This is a genomic window from Actinoplanes sp. NPDC089786 (genome assembly GCF_040684855.1).
GTDB lineage: Bacteria > Actinomycetota > Actinomycetes > Mycobacteriales > Micromonosporaceae > Actinoplanes.
Window position 1 is genome coordinate 1 of record NZ_JBFBGU010000045.1, and the last position, 20,992, is coordinate 20,992.

19 protein-coding genes are annotated in these 20,992 nt (G+C 69.9%); 11 read left to right on the plus strand and 8 right to left on the minus strand.

What is annotated here, in order from left to right; translation table 11 throughout:
* The first annotated feature begins 161 nt into the window (after positions 1–161).
* On the plus strand, positions 162–4,721 hold the full coding sequence (locus AB0O15_RS46495; RefSeq protein ID WP_364334148.1) for an RHS repeat-associated core domain-containing protein: 4,560 nt from the start codon (positions 162–164) through the stop codon (positions 4,719–4,721).
* Positions 4,722–4,789: 68 nt separating this feature from the next.
* The gene (locus AB0O15_RS46500) at positions 4,790–5,089 is read left to right on the plus strand and encodes a hypothetical protein (RefSeq protein ID WP_364334151.1); all 300 of its coding nucleotides are present in this window, start codon (positions 4,790–4,792) and stop codon (positions 5,087–5,089) included.
* 130 nt (positions 5,090–5,219) lie between these two features.
* Here the strand turns inward: AB0O15_RS46500 and AB0O15_RS46505 are convergent, their stop codons facing one another.
* Positions 5,220–5,531 carry a transposase gene (locus AB0O15_RS46505; RefSeq protein ID WP_364334154.1) on the minus strand — a complete coding sequence of 104 codons (312 nt, stop codon included), beginning with the start codon at positions 5,529–5,531 and terminating at the stop codon, positions 5,220–5,222.
* Between AB0O15_RS46505 and AB0O15_RS46510 the strand changes: the two genes are divergently transcribed.
* A complete protein-coding gene (locus AB0O15_RS46510; protein WP_364334219.1) occupies positions 5,527–6,024 on the plus strand; it encodes a transposase in 498 nt (165 codons plus the stop codon). The genes AB0O15_RS46505 and AB0O15_RS46510 overlap by 5 nt on opposite strands.
* 529 nt (positions 6,025–6,553) lie before the next feature.
* Here the strand turns inward: AB0O15_RS46510 and AB0O15_RS46515 are convergent.
* Both AB0O15_RS46515 and AB0O15_RS46520 read right to left on the minus strand, forming a co-directional pair.
* A complete protein-coding gene (locus AB0O15_RS46515; RefSeq protein WP_364334157.1) occupies positions 6,554–7,510 on the minus strand; it encodes a hypothetical protein in 957 nt (318 codons plus the stop codon).
* Positions 7,511–7,534: 24 nt separating this feature from the next.
* Positions 7,535–8,674: a hypothetical protein gene (locus AB0O15_RS46520; RefSeq protein WP_364334160.1), complete on the minus strand. Its 1,140-nt coding sequence runs from the start codon at positions 8,672–8,674 to the stop codon at positions 7,535–7,537.
* 46 nt (positions 8,675–8,720) lie between these two features.
* On the opposite strand from AB0O15_RS46520, the gene AB0O15_RS46525 reads away from it, so the two are divergent.
* Both AB0O15_RS46525 and AB0O15_RS46530 read left to right on the plus strand, forming a co-directional pair.
* Positions 8,721–9,233 carry a hypothetical protein gene (locus AB0O15_RS46525; RefSeq protein WP_364334163.1) on the plus strand — a complete coding sequence of 171 codons (513 nt, stop codon included), beginning with the start codon at positions 8,721–8,723 and terminating at the stop codon, positions 9,231–9,233.
* A gap of 115 nt (positions 9,234–9,348) precedes the next feature.
* Positions 9,349–9,906, plus strand: coding sequence for a sigma-70 family RNA polymerase sigma factor (locus AB0O15_RS46530; RefSeq protein WP_364334166.1), 558 nt, complete (start codon positions 9,349–9,351; stop codon positions 9,904–9,906).
* Here the strand turns inward: AB0O15_RS46530 and AB0O15_RS46535 are convergent.
* Positions 9,888–10,361 carry a hypothetical protein gene (locus AB0O15_RS46535; RefSeq protein WP_364334169.1) on the minus strand — a complete coding sequence of 158 codons (474 nt, stop codon included), beginning with the start codon at positions 10,359–10,361 and terminating at the stop codon, positions 9,888–9,890. The two genes, AB0O15_RS46530 and AB0O15_RS46535, sit on opposite strands and share 19 nt — an antisense overlap.
* A 92-nt stretch (positions 10,362–10,453) precedes the next feature.
* Here AB0O15_RS46535 and AB0O15_RS46540 point away from each other — a divergent pair, with 92 nt between their 5' ends.
* Complete coding sequence (locus tag AB0O15_RS46540; protein WP_364334172.1) at positions 10,454–11,386, plus strand: AraC family transcriptional regulator; 933 nt, start codon at positions 10,454–10,456, stop codon at positions 11,384–11,386.
* Positions 11,387–11,457: 71 nt separating this feature from the next.
* Positions 11,458–12,861, plus strand: a complete 1,404-nt coding sequence (sthA, locus tag AB0O15_RS46545; RefSeq protein WP_364334175.1) for a Si-specific NAD(P)(+) transhydrogenase — start codon at positions 11,458–11,460, stop codon at positions 12,859–12,861.
* Between the two features lie 68 nt (positions 12,862–12,929).
* Here the strand turns inward: sthA and AB0O15_RS46550 are convergent, their stop codons facing one another.
* Complete coding sequence (locus AB0O15_RS46550; RefSeq protein ID WP_364334178.1) at positions 12,930–13,766, minus strand: peptidoglycan-binding protein; 837 nt, start codon at positions 13,764–13,766, stop codon at positions 12,930–12,932.
* Between the two features lie 179 nt (positions 13,767–13,945).
* On the opposite strand from AB0O15_RS46550, the gene AB0O15_RS46555 reads away from it, so the two are divergent.
* A complete protein-coding gene (locus AB0O15_RS46555; protein ID WP_364334181.1) occupies positions 13,946–14,578 on the plus strand; it encodes a CGNR zinc finger domain-containing protein in 633 nt (210 codons plus the stop codon).
* Between the two features lie 92 nt (positions 14,579–14,670).
* A complete protein-coding gene (locus AB0O15_RS46560; protein WP_364334184.1) occupies positions 14,671–16,122 on the plus strand; it encodes an SMI1/KNR4 family protein in 1,452 nt (483 codons plus the stop codon).
* Here the strand turns inward: AB0O15_RS46560 and AB0O15_RS46565 are convergent.
* Positions 16,094–18,067, minus strand: a complete 1,974-nt coding sequence (locus AB0O15_RS46565) for a fibronectin type III domain-containing protein (RefSeq protein WP_364334187.1) — start codon at positions 18,065–18,067, stop codon at positions 16,094–16,096. The genes AB0O15_RS46560 and AB0O15_RS46565 overlap by 29 nt on opposite strands.
* Positions 18,068–18,184: 117 nt before the next feature.
* Here AB0O15_RS46565 and AB0O15_RS46570 point away from each other — a divergent pair, with 117 nt between their 5' ends.
* Both AB0O15_RS46570 and AB0O15_RS46575 read left to right on the plus strand, forming a co-directional pair.
* Positions 18,185–18,919 (plus strand): SDR family oxidoreductase, encoded by a 735-nt coding sequence (locus AB0O15_RS46570; protein ID WP_364334190.1) that lies wholly within the window; start codon positions 18,185–18,187, stop codon positions 18,917–18,919.
* A gap of 5 nt (positions 18,920–18,924) precedes the next feature.
* Complete coding sequence (locus AB0O15_RS46575; RefSeq protein ID WP_364334193.1) at positions 18,925–19,869, plus strand: SMP-30/gluconolactonase/LRE family protein; 945 nt, start codon at positions 18,925–18,927, stop codon at positions 19,867–19,869.
* Between the two features lies 1 nt (position 19,870).
* Here AB0O15_RS46575 and AB0O15_RS46580 read toward each other — a convergent pair whose 3' ends face one another.
* Positions 19,871–20,176 carry a hypothetical protein gene (locus tag AB0O15_RS46580; protein WP_364334196.1) on the minus strand — a complete coding sequence of 102 codons (306 nt, stop codon included), beginning with the start codon at positions 20,174–20,176 and terminating at the stop codon, positions 19,871–19,873.
* A gap of 11 nt (positions 20,177–20,187) precedes the next feature.
* Positions 20,188–20,973, minus strand: a complete 786-nt coding sequence (locus AB0O15_RS46585; protein WP_364334198.1) for a maleylpyruvate isomerase family mycothiol-dependent enzyme — start codon at positions 20,971–20,973, stop codon at positions 20,188–20,190.
* Positions 20,974–20,992: the final 19 nt, after the last annotated feature.

Genomic DNA, 20,992 nt, shown 5'->3' on the forward strand with positions numbered 1-20,992 from the left:
CAACTTCACCGCCAAGGCATCCTCACTCATCACACCAAACCCAACGAGCCGATCATGAAAACCGCCGACCAGCTAATTCATCGTCGAGCCCTTACTACATGAGCATCGTCGATGACACCACGGGCGAAACCCTTGCCCTGTGCGGCAGCGGCAGATCCTGTGTGACGTGGGTGCCAAAGAGCCGGGCCGGCCACTACATCCGGGCGAAACTCGGCGCGCCGGGGCAGCAACCCGTCAGCGTCATGTCGTTCTGGCGCCGCATCGAGCAGGGCCAGTATCGCTACGACCAGAGCGCCGACTTCTCTCCGATGACCCTCGTGCTGACCCAAACCGGCAACGCGGTACAGGTAAACACCACCCGCCGGGCCACCGTCAAGAGGCAGAACGACACAGTGGAGAGGTGGATCGACTTCAAGCTGTACGACGTCGCCATCGGCGATGATGTCTACCATGGGCCGTACCACTGGCAGGAATGCTCCGAATACTCCTGCACCTGGTCCACCGGCGGACTACCGGAAGCCGGCCACACCTACCTGGTCCACCTCGGCGACCTGTGGTCCAACCCGGTCACCTTCGTCGCGCCGGCACCGCCGGCACCGTCACAGAGCGCCGGCGGCCAGAACCCTTCACAGGCGGACAGCCAAACCTGCAGCTGCGACCCGGTAAACACCGCCACCGGCGAGTTCTTCGACACCGTCGCCGACCTGTCGCTGCCCGGTACCGGGCCGGAGCTGGGAGTGACCCGCACCTACTCCACCACGCGCGCCTCGAACGACGGGCCTCTGGGTTACGGCTGGTCGCTGAACTACGGCGCGTCGCTGGAGTTCAGCGGCAGCCCGGCGGCGCCGACGGCCGTGATCGTGCACCAGGAGAACGGGTCCACGGTGACCTTCTTCTCCGACAGCAAGGGCGGCTACGCGGCGCCCTCGACCGTGCTCGCGTCCCTGGCCAAGGGGCCGGACGGCGCGTGGACATTCACCCGCCGCGACCAAAGCTCCATGCAGTTCGACCAGAACGGGCAACTGGTCGCCCAGCGTGACCTGTACGGCAACGCCCTCACCTTCACCCACGACGCCCAGGGCCGGCTCACCTCGGCCACCGGCAGCGGCGGCCGCACCCTCACCTACGCCTGGAACGGCACCCGGCTGAGCGCGGTCAGCGACTCCGCCGGTCGCAGCGTCCAATACCGTTACGACACCGACGGGCAGCTGTCCGCGGTGACCGCGGTCGACGACGCCGTCACAGGGTACGACTACGACACCGCGCACCGGCTGGTCCTGACCCGCCGGCCCGGCGGAAGCTACCTGCGTAACACCTACGACCCGCAGGGCCGGGTCACCCGCCAGACCGACGCGCTCGGCCAGGCCACCAACATCGCCTACTCAGGTTCCGGTGCCTACACCTCCACCACGGTGACCGGTCCCGACGGCGCCGTGACGATCAGCGAGTACACCAACGGCTACCTGTCCCGGCGGACTCTGGCAGCCGGCACCCCGGACGCGCAGGTGTGGAAGTACACCGTCGACGCCACGGGCAACACCACCAAAATCACCGACCCCAAGACCAACACCATCTCCTCCGAGTTCGACGCCCGCGGGAACCGCACCCAGCAGACCGACCCCGCCACCGGGAAGAACACCACCTGGACCTACAACGCGTTCAACCAGGTCACTTCGGTCACCGACCCGATGGGCAACGTCGAGACCAAGACCTACGACGCCAAGGGCAACCTGGTCCTCACCACCAGCCCCGACGGGCGCTTGCAGAAGTGGACCTACAACCCCGACGGCACCATGGACACCTCCACCGCCCCCGCCGACACGATCACCACCTACACCTACGACCCGGCTGGGCGGCCGACCGGCAGCACCACCGCGGGCCGTTCCACCAGCGTGACCTACAACGCCGCCGGGTTCGCCGTGTCCACCACCGATGCCGGGCAGCACACCACCCGCCGCGCCTACGACGCCGCGGGACGGCTCCTGACGATCACCGACCCGGCTGGGCGGACCACACGTCACACCTACAACGAAGCCGGGAACCGGACCCAGACAACCGACCCGGCCGGACGCACCACCAGCGTCAGCTACGACCTGCTCGACCGTGCCGTCGCCACCACCGACCCCACCGGCGCGATCACCAGCACCACCTACACCCCCGGCGGCCAGGTCGCCAGCGTCACCGACCCGCTGGGTCAGACCTCCACCAGGGAATACAACAAGCTCGGACTACTCACCAAGGCTACCGATCCGAAGCAGCGGTCCATCAAGTACGGCTACGACGCCGATGGCCGCCCCACCACCACCGAGCTGCCCTCCGGCGCCATCGCCAAGACCGACTACGACGCCGCCGGCCGCGTCACCGCCAGAACCGAGGCGCGCAAAGCCGATGGGCGCGAGAAGGTCACCGTCTACACCTACGACGACGCCGGCCGGCTCACCGAAACGAAGGATCCGCTGCTCCGGAAAACTTCCCGGACCTACTACGCCGATGGGCAGCTCAAACGCGAGACCGCCGACGACCTGAGCTACGTCGAGTACACCTACGACGCCAACGGCCGGATCAAGACGCTGGCCAACCCCGACCCTGACCACAAGAGGACCAGTTTCGAGTACAACTCGCTCGGGCAGCGCACCAAGCGCACCCTGCCCGGCGGCGTCGTGACCCAATACAACTACGACGACGCAGGTCGGCCCACGCGGACCGTCCAGCCCGACACCAGCACCATCACCACCGTCTACAACGACGCCGGTGACATGACGGGCATCGACTACAGCGACCCCGCCACCGCGGACATCAGCTACACCTACGACCCGGCCGGCCGCCGCGACACCATGACCGACGGCACCGGCACCACCCGCTACACCTACGACCCCGCCGGCCGGCTCACCGCCGCCGCCGACCCCACCGGCACAGTCGGCTACACCTACGACCCCGCCGGCCGGCTCACCGCCCTGACCTACCCCGGCGGCAACACCGTCACCTACGGCTACGACCAGGCCTCGCAGATGACCTCCGCCACCGACTGGGCCGGGCGCACCACCACATTCACCTGGACAGACGACGGCCAACAACGGACCCAGACCACCCCCGACGGGACCACCAGCACCGCCGACTACGACACCGCCGGACGCACCACGTCCATCAAACAGACCACCGCCGGCGGCGCCACCCTGGACACCTTCGCCTACACCTACGACGACGCCGGGCAGATGCAGACCGGCGACGGCAACACCTACACCTTCGGTAAAACCGGCAAGCTCGCCGGCGTCACCGGCCCCACCACGACCGGCACCTACGCCACCACCCCCGCCGGAAGCCTGACTGGCACACCCGACGGCACCACCCTGACCTACAACCCGGCCGAACAGCTCACCACCACCACAAAGGCGGGCACCGCCCAGGCCAACTTCACCTACGACCCCGACGGCAACCGCACCAGCACCACGACCCCCGCCGGAGCCGGCAACCCAGCCGGCACCACCACCTACCGCTACAACAGCCCCGGCTCCCTGACCGGCGTCACCACCAGCACGAGCAACATCGGCTACACCATCGACGGTGGGGGCCTACGCAAATCCCGCACCAAACAGGGCGTGACCAACACCTTCACCTGGGCCACCATCAGCAGCCTGCCCCTGCTGCTCACCGACGGCACCCACCGCTACCTCCACGGCCCCGGACTCACCCCATACGCCCAGATCGACAACGCCGGCACCATCCAATACCTGCACACCGACAACCTCGGCTCCGTACGCCGCATCACCGACACCGCCGGCACCACCACCGGCACCACCACCTACGACCCCTACGGCAAACGCACCGGCCACACCGGCTCCGCCGACAGCCGCATCGGATACACCGGCGCCTGGACCGACCCCGACACCGGCCTGGTCTACCTACGCGCCCGCGACTACGACCCGACCACCGGCCAATTCCTCACCCTCGACCCCGCCATCGACAACACCGGTCAGGCCTACGCCTACGCCCGCAACAACCCCATCCAAAACACCGACCCCGCCGGGCTATGCGCCAGCTGCTCCTTCATGGAGAACCTGGTTCTCAACCACGGTCCCAGCGAAGACACCCTCACCACCGGCGTCATCGGCGGAGTCGTGTCCTTCTTCGAAGGCGTCGGCGACGCCGCCAGCCTCGGCCTCACCGCACACGCCCGCGAAGCCCTCAGCCCCGGCGCCAACTGCTTCGTCAAAACCGACAGCTGGACCTACCGCGCCGGCGAAATCACCACCTACCTAATGCCCGCCGGCGGTGCCATCAAGGGCGCCTACGCGGCCTACAAGGGCATCCGCGCCGCCCGAACCATCGCGGCCGGCGCTGACGGCGCAGCTAACGTGGCAAACGGCTCGCGCCTCGCCGCCGATCTCGGGCGGCAGCAAGCAGGAAGCATTTTCAATCCAAGCGGAGGACTCAAACGAGAGGTAATCGACTCGTCTGAGAAAATCATGCTCGGAGAGAATATGAACTCTGCATACGTCCGCCGGACACTTACAGCCGACGGAAGCAAGCTTGCAGATTGGGGCAAATACAGCGCTCGAGGGCACGGCCCCGATGGCAAGCACTACGACGTCCACTTCTATTACAACTCCCGTACCCGGGCGGTAAACTATGACTTTGACTACAAGGTCAAGCTCGGAGGGCAAGATAACGGGCCTGCAGCGCGACCTGCCCTGCCCAATATGATCGACAGAAGCGGATGGTAATGCGAGTCGTTTGCAACAAGATCATCGACGCGTTCGGAAGGGCAACCGAGTCTAGCCAGCGGTTGAGGGTGGGCGCCGAATACGTCGTTCTTTCCATCCATTGCCAGCCGGAACGCGCGGTCGAACTGCTCCTTGACCTTGGTGACGAGCAATTTTCGTGGTGGCAGTCCATCGCGTTTACCACGCTCGATCCCCGTCATCCACCGAACTGGGTGACGAGAATCGAAGAAATGGGCATCGTCAACACCGGTCCGGAATCATGGCTCGAGCAAGGATTCTGGAATGACTTCTTTGACGGAGATGAGCGCGCGCGCGCAATATATTATTCTGAGCGCGCGGTCATGCTCGACAGTGATTCGACCTCATAGGCACGTGAGGAAGCCGAAGAAATGGTGCTCGGGCAGTACCAGGGAGTTGGCTATCGAAATGCAGCTTGTCTTGATGGTGTTGGCCGTTTGAAGATCGAGGGCGTATACGATGGGTGAACGTCCGAGTGATCTACGAGCCGATCGCATCCTTGATCGCCTCGTTGGCCGGTTCGACCGCCGCGGCCATCCGGGCACACGCGGTCATCACCCAGCCGGCAGACACCTCGATCCCGGCCAGGTCGGCGAGGATCTCCACGACCCGGGCGACCGGGATGTGATGCTGCGCGGCCAGTGTTCCGCCCCGGGTTTGATGGAGACGTTCTCGGTACGCAGGATCCGCCGGATCGCTTCCCGGCCCACCGAGGTGATCTTCTCCCGGGCCAGGTGAGCGGTGAGTTTGACCAGGCTCCAGGAGGAGAACGGCAGTCCGGGGCTCGATCACTCTGCCGATCCTCGAACGCCTCGACGACGGCAGCTACCTGTCCAGGCTCAAACCGCTACGCAAAAGCGGGGGCGAGCCGATCACCGTGCGGATCATCGAATACAGCGTGCGTACCCGCGACGAACACGGCACGAGTATCAGTGAGCTGTTCTACCTGGCCACCACCCTGCTCGACCCGCAGGCATGGCCGATCGAGGACTTCCCGGCCATCTACCGCGAACGATGGCGCATCGAAACCGTCCTTGACGCGGTCAAGACCGACCTACGCGGCGGAACCAGCGTGCTAACCCGTTCGCAAAGCCCGGACGGCACCCGCCAGGAGATCTGGGCTCTGCTCTGTCTCTACCAAGCCCTCGCCGACATGGTCGGCGACGTAGCCCGCCACCACCGAGTCGACCCCGACCGGATCAGCTTCCTGCGCGCCCGCAACACCGCCCGCCGTTCCGTGTCCCGGATAACGGCGGACTTTCCCCCCTCACCAGCAAGCCCGTGAACACGCCTGGCACGAACTCGGCCGCCGCGTCCACGACCGCCCCGGACGATCAAGCCCCGCGCCGAGCGCTACACCCGCCGCTACCCAGCCCGCGGCGACCGGCCCCCGACCCGCCGCGTCGAACACACCATCACCCTGCACAGGCTGAAACCCGGACCAACCAAAACGCCTTAAAGAAGCGCCATTGGGCTCAAGCGGGGTGGCGGTAGGGCCGTGGGTGTTCCGTGGGTGATCGGATGCCAGCGACCCTGGACGGATTCCGTGCCTAAAATCTGGATTTCGGCCCAAAGTAACGGCGGGCTCGGCGAACACAGAGCGTAATGACCGCGCTGACCTGCTGATACTCGGCGGCATCATCCTGGATTCGCGGGCGAAAATCCGGACGAAAATGCTTACGCCAAGTAGGAGGGACAAAGATGCATGCTGAGGATTAAAAGTCCACAGCTCTGCCATTGAGCTAGCGGCCCGCTGGCCCACAGGTTACCGGAGGCCCGGGCCGGACCGCCTCTGGCTTTGGCTGTGGCGCGGGCTACACCCGGGAGTCGACGATTGCGCAGGTCACGTCGATGTCGCCGGTGAAGCTGACGATCATGGTGGGGCCGATGGGGTCGGTGCAGAGGAGGTCGGCCAGGTTGGCGGTCAGGTCGCCGGCGAAGAGGTGGCCTGAGCGGTCGGCCAGGTTGAGGGGGGTGGCGGTCAGGCCGGCCCGGGTTACGCCGGCCACCAGGACGTTGGCGATCGCGGGGCGGACTCGGCTCAGCAGCACCGTGCGTACGGCAGAGGGGTTGAGGTTGGCGTCGGTGAGGGCGGCCTCGGCGGCGTCGCGGACGGCGGCTCGCAGCAGGAAGCCGGCGTGCGGGGCGGATTCGTCGGTCGGGCCGGCCGGCACGCCGGGGCGGAACGGGTTCCAGGCGGGGTAGTGGGCCTCGTTGGCGGGGCGGCCGCTGCTGGCCACGGCGAGGAGGGCCATCGGGCTGGGGCGGCGGGACAGCAGCATCGCGGTGGCGCCGTCGCCGTAGCCGAGGTACCAGCGCCGGGGCCAGTCCGCCCCGAGCGCGTCCGAGGTCACGACCAGGCAGTTCTCGGTGCGTGGCTCGGTCATCAGGTGGGCCGCGGCCAGTTGCAGGCCGACGCCGGCGCCGTTGCAGTTCTGCCGCAGGCCCAGGGCCACGGCTCGGTCCGCTCCTAGGAGGCGGGCCAGGCGAGGGGCCAGTTTCCATTCGTACGAGGTGTCGCCGACGCAGGCGTGCACCAGGAAACCGACGTCCTCGGGGCGGACGGCCGCCTCGCCGAGGGCACTGCCGGCGACGGCCAGCGCGAGCAGTTCGGTGCTCTCCGCGGGGGTGGCCACCGGCAGCTCGTCGACGGGAAAGGACGCGGCGTGTTCGGCGGTGACCAGCCCGCGCCCGACCGCCCGCCCGGCCGGCTCGCGCCCGGGTGGCAGCAGCACCTTGGCCGCGTTGACGAACAGGCCGTCGACTCGCATATGGCGATCAACGCGCGGAGCAGGTCAAAGTTCAGACGGCTCGGCGACCCAGGCGGAGAAGACCGGCAGGTCGTGCCAGGGTCCGGCGTCGTCGGGCGAGGCCACGGCGACCACCGCGTACGGGTGACCGAACCGCAGTTCGGCGACCCGCGCCGTGCCCTGCGGCTGCCACCGGGCCCCGGCCAGCGTCATGAAGCCGGTCACGGCCGCCGCCTCGAACCCGTACCGGTCGTAGCGGGCGGTGGCCGACTGCGCCGCCTTGAATCCGGCGGGCGGCACCCGCAGCAGCGGGGCGAGCACGTCGGCGGCCACCCCGAAGCCCAGCTCGGGCGCGTCCAGCTCGTGCTTGTTGGTGGCCGACCACGCGGGCAGGTAGGCGTGGTGGATCTCCCGTTCCGGCTGGTCGGTCTCTCGTTCCTGGATCCGCCACAGGTCGGTCTCGCCGAGCGGCAGGTCCCAGAGCGAGACGGGGGTGAGGTCTTCGTGGGCCGCGGCGAGGACCCGGTCCGGCGCGACCTCGGGGCCGGCCACCACCGACACCACGTCGAGCCCGCCCTCGGCCGCCGCGACGTGCACGGCGACCTGCCCGGCGCTTCGCGACTCGGCGATGAAGGCCCGGTGTTCCCGGGGGCTGCGGAGGATCTCCTTGACCTGGCCGGCCCACGGGCTGTGGGGGCCGAGCCGGGCCACCGAGTCTTGGTCGAACGGCTTCTGCCAGGTCACCTTGGTGGCCAGGGCGCTGCCGAGCACCAGGGCGACGTCGGGGGTGATGGTGATCGGGAAGCGGTCGATCAGGCCGTACGTGTGATCGGACGCCCACCGGTCGAGGCCGGCCTGGTCGGGCAGCGCCGCGACCTCGGTGGCGCCGGGCAGCCGGTCGCGCCAGGACGCCAGGCGATCGGGCTTGACCCAGTGCGTGGACCAGACCGCGGTGGCCGCCGCGACCAGCGGATGTGGCTCCTTGAGCAGCGCCGCGGCGTGGTGTCTGGCCTCGCCGGGCGGCATCCCGAGGGCGTCGGCGAGCCGCTCGTCGCGGGGCGCGGCCGAGGCGGCGAGCGCCAGCAGGAGCCACGCGCCCAGCGGCGACGCGACGTGGTGCTCAGTCTCGACGGCGGCATGGAACCGCCCCGCATACCGGCCGATCGCGCCGCGCAGATCCGTCATCGGCCCAGATTACGCGGCCGGTCCCGGCCACGGCCGACCGTCCAGCGTGGATCGCGACTACAAAACGCTTATGCGTACGCCTCTCGTCATCGCCTGTTGCCTTGCCCTCACCGCATGTTCCGCGGCGCCGCAACCGAACGCCGAGCCCCCACAACCCGCGCCGTCGACAAGCGGGCCATCCAAGGCCACGCCATCTCCCGAGCCGTCTCCGACAAAGAGCTACAGCACGAACTTCAAGGACTGCGCCGACGGCACCTGCGAGGTCCTGCTGACCAGCTCCGGCGGCCTGACCCCGGCCAAGAAGTTCGGCATCGGGCGCATCACCCTCACCCACATCCCGCCCAACCGCCTCAACTTCACCGTCGTCCGCGCCAACGATTCGACGGTCACGGGTTATGTCGGCGGTGACGGCTACCTGAGCCTGTCGGCCGGCCCGACCATCACCATCGAGCGCCACGACGAGGACGGCGCCGTGCTCCGCTTCGAGCCCAAGGGCCGCGACCGCAAGAACGACACGGCCTCGGGCAGCGATGGCGTCAGCCTCTACAGCAAAGGCTGAGGCAGGAACGGCTGAGGAGAGGGCGCCTCTTGCGCGAATGGCACATCGTCGGTGAACCTTTCCAGCACGGCTTGCGTACCACCGCGCGGAGCAACCGACGAAGGGACCGGGGCCGATGCCCGAGCAGGACCTGACCGCGCTGGCGTTCGCCGCCGCGCGCGGCGATCGGGACGCTCTCACCGACCTGATCCGGGCCACCCAGCGGGACGTGCTGCGGTTCCTCGCCCCGCTGACCGACGCGGCCGACGTCGAGGACCTGGCGCAGGAGACATTCCTGCGGGCGGTGCGGGCGCTGCCCGACTTCGCCGGCCGGTCCTCCGTACGGACCTGGCTGTTCGCCATCGCCCGCCGGGTCGCCGCCGACGACGTACGCCGGGCCACCCGCCGCCCGCGGGTCGCCGCCCTGGCCGACTGGCAGTCCAGCGCCGAGTCGGCCGAGGCCGCCGTGCACACCCGTTTCGACGAGCAGCACGCCCTGCACGACCTGCTGGGCGGCCTCGCGCCGGAGCGGCGCGAGGCCTTCGTGATCACCCAGGTGTCGGGCCTGTCCTACGCCGAGGCGGCCGAGGTCTGCGGCTGCCCGGTCGGCACGATCCGATCACGCGTCGCGCGGGCCCGGGAAGACCTGGTCGAGGCCATGCATGACTCGCGCCGCTACTCGCAGCCCGGGTAGCCGTCGCCGCGGAAGTGCTTCTTGACGTCGGCCGGAACGCCCTCGCAGTAGCCGCCGCTGCCGCCGACGAACATGTGCCACTCGCCGCCGGTGTAGCGGAAGGTCTCGACCTCGGTGTTGGCGTTCGGGTCGGCGGCCCGGCGGGTGGACATCGCGTAGTCCTGGTAGCAGCGGATCTTGCTCAGCTCCGAGGCGCCCCAGCCGGGGTGCTCCTTCTTGATCGCCGCCAGCAGGGTGGTCGCGGTGACCGGGCAGTTCGCCGCCGCGGCCCTGCCACCAGGCTTGCCACCGGGCGCGGTCGGGCTCGGGGTCACGGTCGCGCTGCTGGTGGAGGCTGCGGGTGGTGTGCCGACCGGCTGGGCGGCGCCGGTGGATTCGGTGGGACTGGTGCAGGCGGTCAGGGCCGCGATCAGGGCACCGCCGAGAACAAGAAATGAAACGGAACGCGTGGACATCCGGTCTGTCTCCCCCGTACGACATCAATGGTTCTCAAAAGGTATTCAGCCCGGAATCGCGTGTGCTCCCGCTTTCGTGCCAGCATCCGTGCATGGACGCGTTGTCCCACGTGCTGGCCGGTCCGAGCGCCCGGGGCGCCTTCGTGCTGCGCAGTTCCCTGGACCCGCCGTGGTCGATGCGGATCGAGGACGAGTCGCCCCTCTCGGTGATCACGATCTTGCGAGGCGAGGCGTACGTCTGCCCGGCCGACGCCGAGCCCGCCCTGATCCACGCCGGCGACGTGGCCATCGCCCGCGGCCCGCGGCACTACACCGTGGCCGACCAGCCGGCGACCGAGCCGCAGGTGCTGATCGGCCCGGGCCAGACCTGCACGATGCTTACCGGTGACGTCCCGCGGATGACCGACGTCGGCGTCCGCACCTGGGGCAACGCGACCGACGGCGCCACCCTCATGCTCACTGGCGCCTACGAGTCGCGGTCCATGGTCGGCCGCCGCCTGCTCGACACCCTGCCCGACCTGATCGTCGCCCCGCGCGACCACGTCCCGGTGGCGCTGGTCGACTACCTCGGGGTCCAGGCCACAGACGACGCCCCGGGTCAGGACGCGGTGCTCGACCGGATGCTCGACCTGATCCTGATCGCGGTCCTGCGCTGGTGGTTCGCTTCTCATCAAGCCGGGTGGTTCAAGGCGCAGACCGATCCGGTGATCGGGCGGGCGCTGCGTCTGATGCAGGACGCGCCGGCCGAGTCGTGGACGGTCGCCCGGCTGGGCAGTGAGACCGGTCTGTCCCGGGCCGCGTTCGCCCGCCGGTTCACCGAGCTGGTGGGCGAGCCGCCGATGGCGTTCCTGACCGGGTGGCGGCTGTCGCTGGCGGCCGATCTGCTGGGCGAGCCGGGCGCGACGGTGGCGTCGGTCGCACGGCGGGTGGGGTACGGAACGCCGTTCGCGTTCAGCACGGCATTCAAGAGGTTCCATACGGTCAGTCCCCAGCAGCACCGGGAGCGTACGTTATCCACAGGATGATCAACTTCCTGTGGACAGAGGTTAAGAGGGAAGGTCTGGCGCGGCGGCCGACATCTTGCGACGCTAAGCCGGTGTATGACTACGACCTGTTGGTAGTGGGCTCCGGGCCCAGTGGGCAGAAGGCCGCGATCGCCGCGTCCAAGCTCGGGCGGCGGGTCGGCATCGTCGACCGTCGCGACATGATCGGTGGGGTGTGCATCAACACCGGCACCGTCCCCTCCAAGACGTTGCGTGAGGCGGTCCTCTACCTGACCGGCCTCAGCCAGCGAGATCTGTACGGCAGCAGCTACCGGGTCAAGGACGAGATCACGGTGGCCGACCTGGCGGCGCGCACCGATCACGTGATCAGCCGGCAGACCGACGTGATCCGCAACCAGCTGTCCCGCAACCGCGTCTCGATGGTCACCGGGACCGGCCGCTTCGCCGACGCGCACTCGCTGTGGGTGGACGGCGGTGACGGCCGCGACCACAAGGTCACGGCCGACAAGATCATCATTGCCGCGGGTACGCGTCCCGCGCGGCCGGACAGCGTCGACTTCGACGACCGGACGATCGTCGACTCGGACGGCGTGATCAACCTGCAGTCGGTGCCACGGTCGATGGTCGTGGTCGGCGCCGGCGTGATCGGCATGGAGTACGCGTCCATGTTCGCCGCCCTCGGCACCAAGGTCACCGTGGTCGAGCGGCGCCCGCAGATGCTCGACTTCTGCGACGACGAGATCATCGAGTCGCTCAAGTACCACCTGCGCGACCTGTCCGTGGCATTCCGCTTCGGCGAGGAGGTCGCCTCGGTCGAACGGCACCAGACCGCGGCGCTGTGCATCCTGAAGAGCGGCAAGAAGATCGTCGCCGACACGGTGATGTATTCGGCCGGCCGCCAGGGCCAGACCGAGGACCTCGCGCTCGAGGCGGCCGGGCTCGAGGCCGACAAGCGTGGCCGCATCAAGGTCGACGCGAACTTCCGCACCGCGGTCGACAACATCTACGCCGTCGGTGACGTGATCGGCTTCCCGGCGCTGGCCTCGACCTCGATGGAGCAGGGCCGGCTGGCCGCGCACCACGCGTGCAGCGAGCCCACCCGGGACATGGGCGCCCTCCAGCCGATCGGCATCTACACGATCCCGGAGATCAGCTTCGTCGGGAAGACCGAGGCCGAGCTCACCGACACCAACACGCCGTTCGAGGTCGGCATCGCGCGTTACCGCGAACTGGCCCGCGGGCAGATCGTCGGCGACTCGTACGGCATGCTCAAGCTGCTCGTCTCCCCCGAGGACGGCAAGCTGCTCGGCGTGCACATCTTCGGCACCGGCGCCACCGAGATCGTCCACATCGGCCAGGCCGTGATGGGCACCGGCGGCACGGTCGACTACCTGGTCGACACGGTCTTCAACTACCCGACCCTGTCGGAGGCGTACAAGGTCGCGGCCCTGGACGCCTCCAACAAGATCCGCAACATCTCCCGGATCGACGGGTAGGGCCCCTCAGCCTCGTTCCACATTCGCCGCCAGTGACAGGCGCCCCGGAAGCGAAGGTGAAACGAGGCTCAGTACACCCAGACCTTGGTCTTGATCGGCATCTTGTCGTTCGACCACAGGTAGTTCATCGCGGAGATCGACAGGCGGGCGCAGCCGTGCGAGGCGGCGTACGGCGGAATGCTGTTCGCCCCGTGCACGGCGATGCCGCCGTTGAAGTACTTCGGCCGCCACAACATGCCGAGCGGGGCGTCGCGCCAGCCGTCGATCTGCCGGGACACGGTGAACTTGCCCTTCGGCGTGCTGGCGATCGCCGTGCCGCCGTCCTTGGTCTCGTACCGCTCGCCCGAGCCGGTCGACGTGTTGAAGACCAGCTGGACCTCGCCGTCCTTGACCAGCATCAGCAACTGCTTCTTCTTGTCGATCTCGACGACGTTCCCGTCGGAGCTCTTCGCCTTCGGGCGCACGCCGGACTCCAGCGCCTTCCTGGTCTTGCCGCCGACCACGCCGTCCCGGCCGAGACCCGCCGCCTTCTGCAGCGCGTACACCGCCTGCTGGGTGGTCCCGCCGAACTTGCCGTCGGCCTTGCCGTTCCAGTAGCCCAGCTCGGTCAGCCGCTGTTGCAGCGCGGTCACCTCGGCGCCCTTGGCCCCCTTGCGAAGCTTGTCGTCCTTCGCGGGCTTCGTGGGCTTCGTAGGCGTTTTGCCGGGCTTGGCGGTTTCGGACGGTGCCGTGGACGGCCCGGCCGGGTCGGACGGCTCCGGCTCGGTGGTCGGTGCGCTGGCCGTGGTCGAGGGTACGACCGGCGCCGGCGCCGCCGTCTTGTCGCCGGAATCGGACCCACACCCCGCGACGAGCGTCACCGCCACGGCCAGTGCGGCCACCCAGCTTCCGGTTCTTCTGATCATCGGCCACCTCCCCGTGGCCCAGCTTGCCACCGCACCGCCGCGGATAACCGGTGAAAAGCGCCTCAACGTTGCAACGACGCACATCGTTGCCGTCCGACTGCGGAGCGTCGGAACCGCATCACGCGAGGTCAGACTCCGGGCCGATGCGGCCGGCAAAAAGAATCAAGTAGGCTTCGGCTATGTCGTGGAAGGCCAGCGCCCGGCACGGCGTGCGGGAGGCGCCCGCCGGTCTCGCCCTCGTTCAGGAGCTGCTGAACACCCGGGCGACGATGACGTACGCCCCCGATCTGCTGGCCAATCCCGACGACGGCCAGCGCTGGATCACCGACACGCTGGCCACCTGGTCGCGGGTGGCCGGGCTCCCGGCGCCGGTGATCCTGCTGTCCTCCACCGACATGCGGTCGCTGCGCCGGCTGCGGACGACGTTCGAGAACGTGATCCTGGCCGGTGGCCGCAACCAGCCCGACGGCACCCTGCCGCCGGCCGACGTACCCGTCAGTCTGGTGCCCGACGCCGACGGCTGGGTCCGCATCGTCCCGGCCGGCCGGGGCACCCGCTGGCTGGCCTCCGCGCTCTGGGCCGAGGCCCTGCTGGCCCAGCAGGCGGGGCTGTGGCCGCGGCTCAAGCTGTGCCACAACGTCGACTGCCGGGCCGCCTTCTTCGACGCGTCCCGCAACAACAGCGGTGTCTGGCACGACGTCAGCACCTGCGGCAACACCGCCAACCTGCGCGCCTTCCGCGAGCGCCGGCGGCTCCTCGGCACCACCGGCGACCAGCAACGCTCCATGGTGGACCGCCCCGACCTTCAGTAGTTCGTCGCCTGTCGAGGGTCGCCCGCCGCTACCATCACCGAGGATGTCGGGGGTGTGCGGTGAGTCAGGATTGGCCGGACGGTGGTCCGTGGGTGCTTGTTCCCACCTCGGCCGCGGTGGGCTGGGAAGTCGTAGCCACGACGCTGGCGGCGGCCGCGGCGGTGCGGGTCGCCGTCGTCGCGCTGGGCGCTGAGGGTCCGCCCGGCGAGGGGCTGCTCGAACACCTGGCGACGTGGGCCGAGCTGTGCGACGGTGCGGCCGATCCGCTGAGCCTGGACGAGGCCACCGAACTGGTGTCCACTCTGGCCCGCACCCACGGCCTGGTGCTCGTGGCCGGGGCCAAGGGCCTGCTCGTGCCGGCCAGTCGCGCCGGATGGACGGTGGCCGACCTGGCCGTCGCCCTGGGCGCGCCGGTGGCGGTGATCGCCGGCGACGGACCCGACGCGGCCAACCACACCACGATGGCACTCGGCGTCCTCGACGCGCGTGGCCTGACCGGCGCGGTCATCAGCGTCGGCGCCGAGCCGGTCGACACGCCCCTGGAACCGGCGGGCCACATCCCGACCGGCGCCGCCCGGAAAGACGAAGGCGATCCCGCCGCCGCCGCGCGGGCGTTGCTTCACCCGATGTTGCACGCTTCCGCGGGCCGGCCCAAGTCGGCCAACCCGCCGCCCATGGCACCGCCGCCACCACCGACCGTCCCCGGGCCGGCCACCAGCGGCAAGCGCGTCATCCTCCTGCTCGGCGCCGTCTTCGTCACGATGTCCCTGGTGGTGACCGGTCTGGCGTTCTGCGAACGCTCGGCTCCCCGGGACGAGGCCACGATGGTCACCGGCTTCGACGCCCCCGCCCCCGCCAGGACGAGCTGGACCGGCCCGTTGCCCATGCCGCGGCCGCCCCGGCCACCGGCCGTCATCTGCCCCGAATACCGGACCGGCGTCACCCCGGCCAAGCCCGTCCCGGCCGCCACCGCCCGCGTCGACGCCGCGTGGCGACGCATCGAGAAGTGGCTCGCCGCGAAGGCGCCGGCCGCCCGCAACTCGCTCCGGCCACCCGCTTCCGCCGAGGCCGTCCAGGGCGCGCAGCAGCGGATGTCCGTCGCGTTCCCGCCCGACCTGGTGGCCTCCCTGCTCCGCCACGACGGCGCCGAGGCCGGCGGCTTCGACCTGCCCTTCCTGCACCGGCCGATGTCGGTCGCCGAGATCCCCGGCGCCTGGTGGGAGATGTGCGGGGTGACGGGCCGGATATCGGTTGAGGATGACGAATGGTGGAACAAGGGCTATGTGCCGTTCGCGGCGGCCGGCGACGGCGGTTACCTGCTCGCCGACCAGCGCCCGGGCAGCCACGGGCGGGTCGGCGAGTTCTACAACGAGAGCGGCGTCGACTTCACCCGCTGGCCGGCGTCGATCGCCGACCTGCTCGAGCTGACCGCCACCTCGCTCGAGACCGGCCGGCCGTTCGCGGGCCGCTACCGTCCGGTCATCACCAACGGCACCGTCGACTGGGAGGTTCTGGTCAGCCCGTCGAGCAGACCGAGCCGTTGAGGGTGAAGACGCGGGGCGGGACGTTCGGGCCGCTGTAGGCGCCGGTGAAGCCGACGGTCGTGGGCAGCGGGCCGGCGCCGGTGACCCGCACGGTCCGGCCGGTCTGCTCCCAGGTCGCGTTCCAGCCGCCGGTCATCGACTGCCAGGTGGTGGGCCAGGTGAAGGTCAGCGTCCAGTCGGCCGCGGGCCCGGCGCCGCTGAGGTCGAGGTTCCAGACGAAGCCGTTGCCCCAGTCGGTGGCCCGGGTCAGCTTCACCGCGCAGGTCGACGTGGCCGGCGCCGGGGTGGTGAAGGTCAGCGGCGGTGACGGGCGGGACTGGCGGCCGGCGGCGTCCCGGGCGACCACGTTCACCGTGTAGCGGCGGCCGGGTTCGAGGTTTCGGGCCGTCAGCTGCGTACCCGTCGTCTCGCCCCACAGCTCGCTCGCCCCGCCGTGCTGGCGGTAGACCTCGAACTTCGCGCCGGCCGGTCCGCTCCAGCCGATCGTCGCGGTGCGGTCGGTGACGGCGGCGGCGGTGGGACGGCCCGGCGCCGGCGGCCCGGCTTCGGCGCGGGCGGGTCGCAAGGTCAGAAGAGTCAGCGAGTACGCCGGGAGCACGCTCGCGCTGCCCGAGGTCACCGAGGTGGCGCCGTTGGCGTACGTGGCCACGACCGGCGCGGCGGCCGACGGCGTCCAGCCGTGATAGCTGACCGTGATCGGCTTGGCGTTGGCCGGGTCCTGGTTGACCAGCAGCACCGCCAGGCTGCCGTCCGGCCGGCGCGACGCGTGCGCGCTGACCAGCGGATCGCTCGTGCCGGCCCGGACCAGCAGGTCGCCGGGCCGGGCGAAGTCCCCGATCAGCGACAGCGCGTGGTACGGCGCGAACGGCGTGTTGAGCGGCGGCTCGCAGACCGTGTTGTCGGCCGTGCAGGTGCCGCTGGACAGCAGCCCGAAGTCGCCGTAGTCGCGCTGCCCGGCCACCTCGGACACGGTGCCGATGCCGTTGTGCACGTTCCACCACTGCACGGTGAAGACGCCCTGTTCCAGCAGTCCACTGTAGATGTCGCCCAGGAACAGCGCGCCGGGCTGGGTGTTCGGGCCGACGCCGACGTTGGTCTCGGTCAGGCTGATGGCGGTGCCGGGTTTCCCGTACGCGTCGATCTGCTCCTTGAGCAGCACCATCGCGTCCTCGATCTGCTCCGCCTTGCCCACCGCCTCGGCCGCGTTGCCACCGCCCGGATACCAGTGCACGTCGACGAAGTCGATGGCGTCGCCGGCCCGGGTCAGCACCTCCTGGTTCCAGGTGCCGGTGTCGCCCTCGCCGACGATTCCGTCCGGCCAGTTGCCCGGCATGGTCAGCACGGCGCCGACCTTGATGTCCGAGTCGACGGCCTTCATCGCCCGGCTGTACGCGACGACGTTGGCCGCGTACTCCCGGGGGCTCTTGTCCGCGTGCTCGTCCGCCTCCCACGCCGCGCCGTAGTGCCCGTTGCCGTAGTTCTCGTTGCCGATCGTCCAGTACCTGACGTCGTAGCCCTTGGTCACGTTGGCGTCGCGAACCCAGTCGGCCGCCTCCTGCGCGGTCCCGGTCCCGTAGTTGGCGATGATCATCGGCTCGGCGCCGGTCCGCGCGGCCCCCGCCATGAACGTGTCGAAGTCGGTGTCCGGCGCCACGTAGCCACCCGGCGCGGTGTGGTCACGCCAGTGGTAGATGTCCGCGTACGATCCGCCCGGATAGCGCACCATCCCGACCCCCGCGTCGCGCAACAGGTCGGCGACGTCGTCGGTGCCGAGCTGGCTGTCCCAGATCGCGTGATTGACGCCGATCGCCGTGCTCGGCACGGTGGCCAGCCCGGCCCGGACGTCAACGTCCACGGTGGTCGCCGCGTCTCCCACCGCGGCGCCGGCGTGACTCGGCACTCCGACGGCAACGGCAAGAAGCAGAACCACGACGGGTACGCGCATCACGAACTCCTGACGACGGCCATTGGGAGCGCTCCCAGAATCCTCATTCCAGTGACGGATGTCAATGGTTGACGCTCTTATCCGGCCGCGCCGCTGAGCGACCTTTAGGCTGGGTCGATGCGGATCGCGGTGATCACCGGTGGTGGCAGTGGCATCGGGGCGGCGGTGGCCCATGAGCTGGCCGGCGACGGCTGGCGGGTGGTCGTCGCCGGGCGGCGGCGCGAGGCGCTCGAGGCCGTGGCCGCCCGCCACGCCGAGGTCGAGGCGGTGCCGGCCGACGTGACCGACGAGGCGAGCGTGCGCCACCTCTTCGACCACACGGTCGAGCGGCACGGCCGGGTCGACCTGCTCTTCAACAACGCCGGCATGGGCGCGCCCCCGGTCGCGATCGACGAGCACCCGCTCGACGTCTGGCAGCAGGTCGTCGCCGTGAACCTGACCGGCGTCTTCCTCTGCACGCGGGAGGCGTTCCGGGTGATGCGGCGCCAGGAGCCGCGCGGCGGGCGGATCATCAACAACGGCTCGATCGCGGCTCACACGCCACGGCCGCTGTCGATCGCGTACACGGCGACCAAGCACGCGGTCACCGGGCTGACCAAGCAGACCGCGCTGGACGGGCGGGCGTGGAACATCGCCTGCGGGCAGATCGACATCGGCAACGCGGCCACCGCGATCGGTGGCGGCGCGGCCGACGGGGCGCTCCAGCCCTACGGCGAGGTGCGGCCCGAGGCGGTGATGGACGTGACCGAGGCCGGGCGGGCGGTCCGCTACATGGCCGGGTTACCCCTGGACGCGAACGTTCTGACGATGACCGTGATGGCGACGACGATGCCGTTCGTGGGGCGGGGGTGACGGCCATGGAGCACGGCCGCGCGTGGGAGACCGACCGGACGATCGTGCGCTTCCCGGACCCGGCGATCGAGATCGTCGACGAGCGGTTCCGGTCGCTGGTGGTGGGCCACGAGGTGGTCGAGCGGCTGTGGACCGGCGGGCGCTGGCTGGAGGGTCCGGTGTGGTTCGGCGACGGGCGTTACCTGCTCTTCTCCGACATCCCCAACGACCGCATGCTGCGCTGGAGCGAGTCGACCGGGCGGGTCGACGAGTTCCGCCGGCCGTCGGGCAACAGCAACGGCAACACCCGCGACCGGCAGGGCCGGTTGGTGACCTGTGAGCACCTGGGGCGGCGCGTCACGCGTACCGAACATGATGGTCGTGTCTCGATCTTGATGGATGCGTACGAGGGGAAGCGCCTGAACGCCCCCAACGATGTGACCACACATTCGGACGGCTCGGTGTGGTTCACCGATCCGGGCTGGGGCATCGCCTTCCACTACGAGGGTGACAAGGCCGACGAAGAGATCCCGCGGCACGTCTACCGGATCGATCCGGCCACCGGCGCCGGCGAACCGGTGATCACGGGCATGGAACGGCCCAACGGCATCTGCTTCTCGCCGGACGAGTCGCGGCTCTACGTGGTCGACGTCGGACACATCAAGGTCTTCGAGATGCGCCAGGGCCGGCCGGTCGACGGGCGGGTCTTCGTCGAGATGAGCCCCGGCGGCCCGGACGGCATCCGGGTCGACACCGACGGCAACCTGTGGGCCTCGGCCGGCGACGGTGGGCCCGGCTTCGACGGGGTGCACTGCTACCACCCGGACGGCACCCTGATCGGCCGGATCCACCTGCCCGAGACCTGCGCCAACCTGTGCTTCGGCGGCGTCAAGAAGAACCGCCTCTTCATGGCCGCCAGCCGCTCGCTCTACAGCGTCTACGTCGAAGCGCTGGGCGCCCAGCAGCCCTGACCTACGGCGTCGAAGGGTGGGGCCGGAACCCGATCACGCCGATGGCGCAGAGGGCCAGCGGCAGCCAGCCCAGCCAGAAGGCGACACCGAGCCCGATCAGGCCGGCCTGCCCGCCGGCCCGCAGGAGCCCGCCGACCAGCGGCCCCGACCCGATGAGCAGCCAGAACGCGGCCGCCCGGCCCGGCGTGGGCCAGAACCGCCCGGTGCTCCGGAGGACCAGCGGTCCCCCGCGAGCCAGCACCCACAGGCCCCGGCCGACGAAGCCGAGACCGAGCGCGAGGGAGACCGCCATCAGAACGATGTCCACGACCGGGGCGGTCAGAAGCCGGGGAAGACGACGCGCAGCTCGTCCACGGAGATGGTGCCGGTCACCTCGACGCCGGCCGGGGTGCGTTCCGGGGTCAGCCGGCCGTAGACCAGGCGCAGCGCGGACTCCAGCGGGCCGGCGAACGTCGCCGTCGCGGGCAACTCCTCGGTGGTGAACCGGGCCTTGTCGGTGAGAACGATGCGATACGGCGTCCCGCTGATCTCGATGACGGCCCGGTCGCGGTCCGCCTCGGGCTTGCCGATGAAGCCGACCAGGAAGCTGACGCCGCCGGCGAGCTGTTCGGCCAGCGTCGCGGCCGCGGGCTCGGCCAGGGTCGCCGCCGGGTCGACGCCGACGCGCGCGTCCCACCCGTGCTGGACCATCTCGCTCAGCCGGAGGCCGGCGAACGACGCCAGCGGGACCGGCTCGGGCAGGAAGATCTTGACCTTGAGGTCGTCATGCCGGTCCTCAGGGACCGCCTCCAGGGCCGCGACCAGGGCGTTGTCCGACTCGAGCCAGCCGGCCGCCTGGTCCTGCGGGCTCAGCGCGTTCCACCGGTCCCAGACGCCCTGGTTGAAGTCGGGCCCGGGCGCCTCGGCCTCGCCCAGCGCCGCCCGGAAGCCCGCCAGGTTGATCTCGGCGCCGCTGCCCAGGTGGGAGAGGACGTCGGCCACGGTCCAGTCGGAGGCGCCGGACGGGCTGATGAGCTGCTCGGCCGAGAGCCCGCGAACGATGCTGGCCAGGGTGTCGTGCTCACTGCGCAGGGCCGCGATGGTGCGGCCGGCAAGGGTCGTCATGGATCGAGCCTAGTTCGGG

Excerpts from the sequence above, each read along its gene's own strand:
- AB0O15_RS46540 (WP_364334172.1), top strand. The coding sequence starts at position 10,454 with ATGGACGCGTTGTCCCACGTGCTGGCCGGTCCGAGCGCCCGGGGCGCC.
- AB0O15_RS46515 (WP_364334157.1), bottom strand. The coding sequence starts at position 7,510 with ATGCGAGTCGACGGCCTGTTCGTCAACGCGGCCAAGGTGCTGCTGCCA.
- AB0O15_RS46585 (WP_364334198.1), bottom strand. The coding sequence starts at position 20,973 with ATGACGACCCTTGCCGGCCGCACCATCGCGGCCCTGCGCAGTGAGCAC.
- AB0O15_RS46575 (WP_364334193.1), top strand. The coding sequence starts at position 18,925 with ATGGAGCACGGCCGCGCGTGGGAGACCGACCGGACGATCGTGCGCTTC.
- AB0O15_RS46520 (WP_364334160.1), bottom strand. The coding sequence starts at position 8,674 with ATGACGGATCTGCGCGGCGCGATCGGCCGGTATGCGGGGCGGTTCCAT.
- AB0O15_RS46550 (WP_364334178.1), bottom strand. The coding sequence starts at position 13,766 with ATGATCAGAAGAACCGGAAGCTGGGTGGCCGCACTGGCCGTGGCGGTG.
- AB0O15_RS46530 (WP_364334166.1), top strand. The coding sequence starts at position 9,349 with ATGCCCGAGCAGGACCTGACCGCGCTGGCGTTCGCCGCCGCGCGCGGC.
- AB0O15_RS46565 (WP_364334187.1), bottom strand. The coding sequence starts at position 18,067 with ATGCGCGTACCCGTCGTGGTTCTGCTTCTTGCCGTTGCCGTCGGAGTG.
- AB0O15_RS46570 (WP_364334190.1), top strand. The coding sequence starts at position 18,185 with ATGCGGATCGCGGTGATCACCGGTGGTGGCAGTGGCATCGGGGCGGCG.
- AB0O15_RS46535 (WP_364334169.1), bottom strand. The coding sequence starts at position 10,361 with ATGTCCACGCGTTCCGTTTCATTTCTTGTTCTCGGCGGTGCCCTGATC.
- AB0O15_RS46555 (WP_364334181.1), top strand. The coding sequence starts at position 13,946 with ATGTCGTGGAAGGCCAGCGCCCGGCACGGCGTGCGGGAGGCGCCCGCC.